The organism is Pseudomonas sp. A-1 (assembly GCF_004801855.1).
In the GTDB taxonomy this organism is placed as follows: domain Bacteria; phylum Pseudomonadota; class Gammaproteobacteria; order Pseudomonadales; family Pseudomonadaceae; genus Geopseudomonas.
In genome coordinates, this window is sequence record NZ_SSTC01000001.1 from 107,335 (window position 1) to 115,250 (window position 7,916).

Genomic DNA, 7,916 nt, shown 5'->3' on the forward strand with positions numbered 1-7,916 from the left:
CAAGGTCCCTAGCGTTTCCCAGAAGTGGCTTTCCAGAGCGGTTGCGGCGGGGCTTTACGCTTCGCCTTGACGCTCGTCCGCGTGCAGGCGAAGTTCGCCGACGGGAGTCCTGCATTCAATTCTTGTTTGTAGCCTGCATGGCACTTTGGCCGTGCGGGCCGTTCGCGCCTGTTTGTCGTTCTTGTTGTTGTGCAGGATTGCTAATTGCGCTGGTAGAAAATTAATACCGGGATATTCGTATATTCCGGTTTGCGGTTTTATGGTTGTCGACTTGCAAGTTGGTTGATCTGGTATATATGCGCCGGACTATTTATATGTTCTGGTAGAAAATTACTTCGGATTATCTGTCGGCGCGGCGACAGGTACATATGGGAGAGCGTCCGCAGCGCGGGTATCGCACCGCGGGGAGGGGGCGTCCGCCCCTGCTGCCCGGAGCGGCGAGGGCTGGCGGGCGCCGCAGGCACGCACCTGCGGCGCTCGCTCAGCGCCGCGGATCAGATGGCGGGTGCCGATGCATCGCTGCCGGAGGCGCAGCGCGGGCTGCAGGCGCGAAGCACCGCCTCGCGCAGGGCGTGGATCTTCAGCGGCTTGGTCAGGTAGCTGATGACGTCGAGGTCGCTGACCTGGGCGAAGTCCTCGGGCAGGGCTCCGGCGCTGATGACGATCACCGGCAGTTCGCTGGTGCGCGCGTTGCGACGCAGGCTGCGCAGCAGGCTGTCGCCCTGCAGGCCGGGGAGGTCGATGTCGAGCAGCAGCAGTTCCGGAGGGTTCTCGGTGATCCAGTGCAGGGCTTCCAGGCCGTTCTCCATCACCTCCACCTCGCCCAGGTCGGCGAGGGCCTTCTGCACCAGCATCTGGCTGGCGCGGTTGTCCTCGACGTAGAGGATGCGCAGGCGCGGCGTGGGGGTGGCGCGCTGCTGGCCGGCGCTGCCGCGCTGCATCGCCGGATTGAACGGCAGCTCGATCCAGAAGGTGCTGCCGATGCCGGACTCGCTGCTGAAGCCGAGCCGGCCGTGCATCAGTTCGGCCAGCTCGCGGCTCAGCACCAGGCCGATGCCGGTGCCCTTGATGGTGCTGTTCTCGTGACCGAGGCGCTGGAACGGCTTGAACAGCAGCGCCTGCTTGTCCGCGTCGATGCCGAGGCCGGTGTCCTCGACGATCAGGCGCAGGCTGGTGGGGGTGGTCTTGTAGCTGAGCGAGATGAGGCCGTTGGGACGGTTGTACTTCACTGCATTGCTCAGCAGGTTGAGCAGGATCTGCCGCAGGCGCCGCGGCTCGGCACGCACCAGCAGGCAGCCTTCGGGCAGGTGGCTTTCCAGCTGCAGGTGCTGCTCGCGAGTCTGCGGGCGAATCAGCTCGATGCACTCGCTCATGATCTGCCGGGCATCGACGGTTTCCAGGCTGACGCTGGTCTTTTCCGCCTCGATGTGCGCCAGGTCGAGGATGTCGTCGACCAGCAGGCACAGGTGGCTGCTGGCGGCGAGGATTTCGCCGGCATACTGCTGCAGGCCGGTTTCCTCGGGACGCTCGAGCAGTTCGAGCTGGATCATCTGGGCGAAGCCCTGCACGGCGTTGAGCGGCGTGCGCAGCTCGTGGCTCATGCTCGACAGGAAGCGGGTCTTGGCCACGTTGGCGGCCTGGGCCTGCTGGCTGGCCTGGCTGAGGGCCTCCTGGGTGGCCTTGAGGGCATCGATGTCGACGTGGGTGCCGACCAGACGCTGCGCCCGGCCTTCGACATCGATGGCGATCGCCCGGCCGCGGCTGAGCAGCCAGTGGTAGATGCCGCAGGCGTCGGCGAAGCGGAATTCGATGGTGTAGTTGTCGCTGGGGTGCTGCTCGGGATGTTCGTGGCAGACCACCACCGCCTCGAGGTCGTCGGGGTGGACCAGGGCGTAGAAGGCCTCCAGCGCCATGTCCGGCTCGCCCAGCCCGAAGCGCTCCAGGAAGCGGCCCTCGATGTGGATGCGCCGCTGGTCTAGGTCGATCTCCCAGACGCTGTCGGTGGTCGAGTCGAGAACCAGGGCGAGCTGCTCCTGGGCCTGCCGGCGGGTGGCTTCGCTGCGGGCGAGCTGCTCGCCCATGACGGCGGCGGCGCTGGCCATCCGGTCGAGTTCGTCGATGCTCGACTGGGCGCGCTCGGGGCTCCAGTTGCCCTGGCCGATCTGCGCCATCATGCCGGTGACACCGTCGATCGGCTGCTGCAGCTGGTCGACCAGCTGGCGCGAGCGCAGCCACATGACCGCGAAGAACAGCAGGTAGAACAGCACCAGCCCGGCGATCAGCAGGTAGCCGATCTGCTGGTAGCGTTCGGCGAGGGTGTTGGTCTTGCTGAACACCTCGGCCTCGTCGACCACGGTGATCAGCTTCCAGCCGGTTTCCGGGATGGTCGCCCAGGCCGCCAGCTTGGGTTTGCCGTCCAGCACGAGAGCCTCGATGCCGGTCTGGGCGCGGCTGATGGCGCGGGCCAGGGCAAGGGTGTCCGGGCGCTTGCCGAGGTTGAAGTCGGCCGGCTTGAAGATCTCCTTGCGGATGGCCTCGTCGTAAGAGTGGCTGGTCAGCTCGGCGAGGGCGAGGTCCCGCTCGCCCTGGGGGGGCAGGGCCATGATGTTGAGTTCGCCGCTGGCCAGCAGCGCATAGCCGTTCCAGGCCACCTGCAGGCCGGCGATCTCGCGCAGGATGGTGTCGACGGTGATGTCGAGGCCGGCGACGCCTTCGAGGAAGTCGCCCCGGTAGACCGGTGCGAGGGCCGACATCATCCAGCCCTGGCCGGCGGGATCGACGTAGATGTCGGTCCACACCACCTTGCGCTGCGGGTTGTGACGCGTGTCGGCGAGGTAGTAGAAGTTGTAGTTGGGGATCACCATGTCGTGGGGATACTGCGACGGGGTGTGGAACCACGGGTAGATCCGGTTGTAGCTGTCCCAGGTGTTGAAGTAGATGGAGGCGATCAGCGGATTGGCGCTGTGCAGGCTCTTCATCAGCGGGTCGAGCTGGGCCAGGCGCAGGACGCGTTCGAGGTCCTGGCGTTCGGGCGGGGTGCTGTTGGCGTAGAAGGAGGCGGCCCGGCCGTCGTCGGTACGGGTATAGAGCACGCCATCCTCGGTGCGGGTGTGGCGCTGGCGCTCCGCTTCGTCGACCAGGTAGCCCGGCGCGCGCAGGACGCTGTCGATCTGGTGGCGGTAGACGTCGGTGAGCTTGGCGATGGCGGCCAGCCGCTCGCTGACCAGGTGCGCTTCCTGCTGGGCGGCGGTCTTCAGATCGCTCAGCGCGGTTTCGCGCAGGTGCTCGATCTGTGCCTCGCGAATCGAGCTGTTGGTCAGCAGGTAGGCGGCGATCAGCACGGTCTCCACCAGGACCAGCGGAATCAGTGCGCTCTGCACGAAAGCACGCCACATCCAGCCGCGGAGGGTGGTTTTCTTGTTGTCCTGCATTCCTTGGGCTCTCGGTCGCGCTGGGGGCTCTGCTCAGGCAAGGGATCGGCTGCCGAGGCGTTGTCGGTCGCCTGGGGGGCGAGAACGGCGAATCTTGCGGTGCGATGATAATTCAATGCGCTTGTTTTGTGATCCACTTTGCATATTGATGCAGGTCAGACCTGCTGCATGTAATGGCGATCCGCCCGGCCGCCAGATCGTGACGCAGAGTTTTTCGCTTGCCGGGTTGTAACTTGCGCGCGACTCGCTACAATGGCGCGGCTCGCCGACTGGCGGGTACGTTATGGTGGCTCCATCGGTCCCCCCGCAACGATCAGCCGTAAACCCGGTCAGGCCCGGAAGGGAGCAGCCGTAGCGGTGACATCGTGTGCCGGGGTGTGGCTGGTGGGGCCACCTCCATTTCTGCTCCTCTGCAGCTTTTCTCCCCGGCCTTTTCCGCAGGCCAGCCTACGCTCCGATTTGACGTGATCGCCCCTGGTGGCGGTTGACGCACCTTTCCCGTCTGTCCCTCTCGTCCTGCATTGCCATGCGCCACCGTTTTTCATGGCGTCTGCGGACGGCCCCTGTCCGCCGGTTTGTGGCACGACCGTTTCGCCTGCGCTTGCTGGCTGCGCTGCCGGGTGCGCCAGGCCGAAGCGCGGCGCCTGACGGTTTCAGGCGCCACGTCGCGGGCTTGTGCGCCTGGCGCTATCCGCCAGGCGCACAGGTCACAGGAACACGGCTTCCGCCTCCTGCTGGTGCGGAGTCGAGCGCAGCGGGGCGGGCTCGGGCGCGGCGCCGGACAGCTTGAATGCCCCTACGGAAAGGCTCAGGCGGCGTGCCTGTTCGCGCAGGTGGGCGGCGGCGGCCGTGGACTCGCCGGCCAGCAGGGCGTTCTGCTGGGTCATGCGGTCCAGCTCGGCGACGGCGAGGTTGACCTGGGCGATGCCCTGACTCTGCTCGCGGGTGGCTGCGCTGATCTCGCCGAGTACCCCGGCGACCTGGTCTACGCTGGCCACGACCCGCTCCATGCTTTCGCCGACGTTCTGCGCCAGCTCCGCGCCGTTGCGCGTCTTGTCGGCCGAGGCGTCGATCAGCTGGCGGATCTGCTGTGCGGCGGCGGCGCTGCGACTGGCCAGCTGGCGCACCTCGCTGGCGACTACGGCGAAGCCGCGGCCCTGCTCGCCGGCGCGGGCGGCTTCGACCGAGGCATTGAGCGCCAGCAGGTTGGTCTGCAGGGCGATGCCGTCGACGACGCTGACGATCTCGGCGATCTGCTGCGAGGCGGCATCGATGTCGCCCATGGTCTGGACCATCTGCGCGACGACTTCGCTGCCCTGCGAGGCGACCCGGGTCGCTCCTTGGGACAGCTGGCTGGCCTGCTGCGAGGATTCCGCCGTGAGGCCTACCGTGCCGGTGAGCTGCTCCATCGAGGCCGAGGCTTCCTGCAGGTTGGCAGCGGTGGATTCGGTGCGCGCGGAGAGGTCCTGGCTGCCCTGGGCGATCTCGTCGGAGGCCAGGCGGATCGATTCGCTGCTGTCGCGGATGTCGATGAGCACCTGCTCGACCTTGCCGACGAAGCGGTTGAATGCGCCGGCGATCTGGGCCACTTCGTCGCGCCCGCTGACGGGCAGGCGCCGGGTGAGATCTCCGGTGCCGCTGGCGATGTTTTCCATGGCGTCGCGGGCGTGGATCAGGCCGACGAAGGCGCGCTTGAGCCACAGGCCGAGCAGGACGGCGGCGCTCAGGGTGACGACCAGCAGGGTTGCCAGCGAGGACTGGATGATGGCGCGCAGGCCGCTGGTCGCCTCGTGGCTGTCAAGGGCGACGCCCAGCTCCCATTCGCTGCCGGCGATCGGCGTCACGCGCAGCAGCCTGCTGCGACCGCCGAGCTCCATCTGCTGCCAGTGGTCGTCCCGGGTCGCGGCAGCGAGGAGTTGCGGGGTCAGGAGCGGATTCAGGATGGTGACCGGCTGCAGGGACAGCTTGGCGTCGGGGTGGGCGATCAGTGTTTCGCCCTTGCGGCTCAGGAACGCGAAGCTCTCCGGGGTCGGGCGGATCGCCGCGACGCTGGCGATGATGCTGGCCAGGGTGATGTCGCCGGCGAGGACGCCGCGCAACTGGCCATCCTGCGTCACCGGGGTCGCTATGGTGACCACCAGTGCGCCGGTGCTGATGTCGGTGTAGGGCATGGTCAGCACGGTCCTGCCGGCCTTGACGGCCTCCTGGTACCAGATGCGCTGGCGCGGATCGTAGTCGCTGCCGGGCTGCCAGCCGTCGCTGCTGATGAGGCTGCCGTCGGTCCTGGCCATGTAGGCCATGGCGAAACCGCCGGATTCGGCCAGTTGCCGCAGTGCTGGGAGCTGGTCCGCTTCGCGCATGCGGCTGCGGGCGGCCTCGACCATGGTGATGCTGGAGCTCACCCAGTGCTCGATGTTGTCGACGTTGCTCTTGATGACGGCATCAAGGTTGCTTTTGATCGTATCCTCGTAGTGGGACTTGACAGTGAAATAGCTGACCACGGATACCAGGGCCATCGCCAGGGCGATGATGGCCAGGCTGGTGAGCTGGATGCGGGCTTTCAGGGAGAAAAACATGGGGAGGAACCTCGGTCAGGGGAAGCGGGCTCTTGTGGAGCTGTTCTCCTGGAGTCTGTGGGGCCGACAGGGATAGCTGCCGATCCTGTATTTATTAGCTTGTTATTGTTCTGATGATTATTAAGTTATTGATATTCGTGGGCGTCAGATCTCCTTGCCGCTAATTGTTTGATTTATTCCGGCAAATGCAGCGAAGCACCTGGCGTCCGGCTGCAGCTGGGCGGCCGGGCCGTTGGCGTGTCCGGTGGCGTGGGAATCGGGAGGTGGCGGAGGTTATCGCTCCGCCGCTGGCGCGGTCAATGGGCTGTCGGAGGCAGGCTTGACGGCCGGGGTTTGCGCCTGGCGTGCGTTCGCAGGGGCCGCACTGCATCCGTCTCCCGGCTGGCCGGGGAGTGCAATTGCCCGGCCGCTCGGCCCTCGTCAGTGCAATTTGCCCCGCGCTTCGCTAGCATGGTGACCCACGCTCAACACAGCAGTAGCGAACCGATTCGATGAGTTACCAGGTCCTTGCCCGCAAGTGGCGTCCGCGCTCGTTCCGTGAAATGGTCGGCCAGACCCATGTGCTCAAGGCCCTGATCAATGCGCTGGACAACCAGCGCCTGCACCACGCCTATCTGTTCACCGGCACCCGCGGGGTGGGCAAGACCACCATCGCGCGCATTCTCGCCAAGTGCCTGAACTGCGAGCAGGGCGTCAGCTCGACCCCGTGCGGGCAGTGCTCGGTGTGCCGGGAGATCGACGAGGGCCGTTTCGTCGACCTGATCGAGGTCGACGCCGCCAGCCGCACCAAGGTTGAGGACACCCGCGAGCTGCTCGACAACGTGCAGTACGCGCCGACCCGCGGGCGCTACAAGGTCTACCTGATCGACGAAGTGCACATGCTGTCCACGCACTCGTTCAACGCGCTGCTCAAGACCCTCGAGGAGCCGCCGCCGCACGTCAAGTTCCTGCTCGCCACCACCGACCCGCAGAAGCTGCCGGTCACCATCCTGTCGCGCTGCCTGCAGTTCTCCCTGAAGAACATGCCGCCGGAGCGGGTGGTCGAGCACCTGACCCACGTGCTCAGCGTCGAGCAGATTCCCTTCGAGGCGGATGCGCTGTGGCTGCTCGGTCGCGCCGCCGACGGCTCGATGCGCGATGCCATGAGCCTCACCGACCAGGCGATCGCCTTCGGCGAGGGCAAGGTGCTGGCCGCCGACGTGCGCGCCATGCTCGGCACCCTCGACCATGGTCAGGTCTACGGCGTGCTGCAGGCACTGCTGGCCGGCGATGCCCGCGCGCTGCTCGAGGCGGTGCGCCAGCTGGCCGAGCAGGGCCCCGACTGGGCCGGCGTGCTGGCCGAGATGCTCAACGTGCTGCACCGGGTGGCCATCGCCCAGGTGCTGCCGGATGCGGTGGACAATGGTCAGGGCGACCGCGAGCGGGTGCTGGCGCTGGCCGCCGCGCTGCCTGCCGAGGACGTGCAGTTCTATTACCAGATGGGCCTGATCGGCCGCCGCGACCTGCCGCTGGCCCCCGATCCGCGCAGCGGCTTCGAGATGGTGCTGCTGCGCATGCTGGCGTTCCGCCCGGCCGATGCGGCGGCGGCGCCGACGACAACGCTAAAGACGCCGGGGATCGGTGAAGCCACCACCGATTCCGCGGCGGCTCCGGTGGCTGAGGCAGCTGCACCACGCATGGCGCCACTCGCCGAAGAGCCGGTCGCACCGCGGGCGAGCGCTGCGGAGCAGGCCCGGGGCGTCAGGGCCGAGCCGGTGGACGTGCCTTGGGACCTGCCGCCTGCCGAGAGTGTCCCGCCGGTACGCCGGGCTGCGGTGCAGCCGCCGGTGCCCACCGAGCGCCCGGCGCAGCCGCTCGCACGTCCCGAACCGGCCGGCCGCCCGCCGGCTCCCGCGGAGCGCACCGAGGC

3 protein-coding genes, 1 other RNA gene and 1 pseudogene are annotated in these 7,916 nt (G+C 67.2%); 2 read left to right on the forward strand and 3 right to left on the reverse strand.

The features are described 5' to 3' along the window. Positions 1–494: 494 nt before the first annotated feature. Positions 495–3,431, reverse strand: a complete 2,937-nt coding sequence (locus tag E5198_RS00470) for an ATP-binding protein (protein WP_136488048.1) — start codon at positions 3,429–3,431, stop codon at positions 495–497. A 293-nt stretch (positions 3,432–3,724) separates the two neighbouring features. On the opposite strand from E5198_RS00470, the gene ffs reads away from it, so the two are divergent. Next, positions 3,725–3,821, forward strand: an RNA gene (gene ffs / locus E5198_RS00475) — signal recognition particle sRNA small type. 317 nt (positions 3,822–4,138) lie between these two features. Here ffs and E5198_RS22275 read toward each other — a convergent pair. Then, positions 4,139–4,840 carry a methyl-accepting chemotaxis protein gene (locus E5198_RS22275; RefSeq protein ID WP_372239853.1) on the reverse strand — a complete coding sequence of 234 codons (702 nt, stop codon included), beginning with the start codon at positions 4,838–4,840 and terminating at the stop codon, positions 4,139–4,141. 144 nt (positions 4,841–4,984) lie between these two features. Continuing rightward, positions 4,985–6,007, reverse strand: a pseudogene (locus E5198_RS22280) (cache domain-containing protein); the annotation flags it as partial. A 491-nt stretch (positions 6,008–6,498) separates the two neighbouring features. Here E5198_RS22280 and dnaX point away from each other — a divergent pair. Then, positions 6,499–7,916, forward strand: a 1,418-nt coding sequence (gene dnaX, locus E5198_RS00485; RefSeq protein ID WP_256658919.1) for a DNA polymerase III subunit gamma/tau, incomplete at its 3' end; no start/stop codon positions are given.

Coding starts and splice junctions, on each gene's coding strand:
- E5198_RS00470 (WP_136488048.1), bottom strand. CDS start 3,431: ATGCAGGACAACAAGAAAACCACCCTCCGCGGCTGGATGTGGCGTGCT.
- E5198_RS22275 (WP_372239853.1), bottom strand. CDS start 4,840: ATGGAGCAGCTCACCGGCACGGTAGGCCTCACGGCGGAATCCTCGCAG.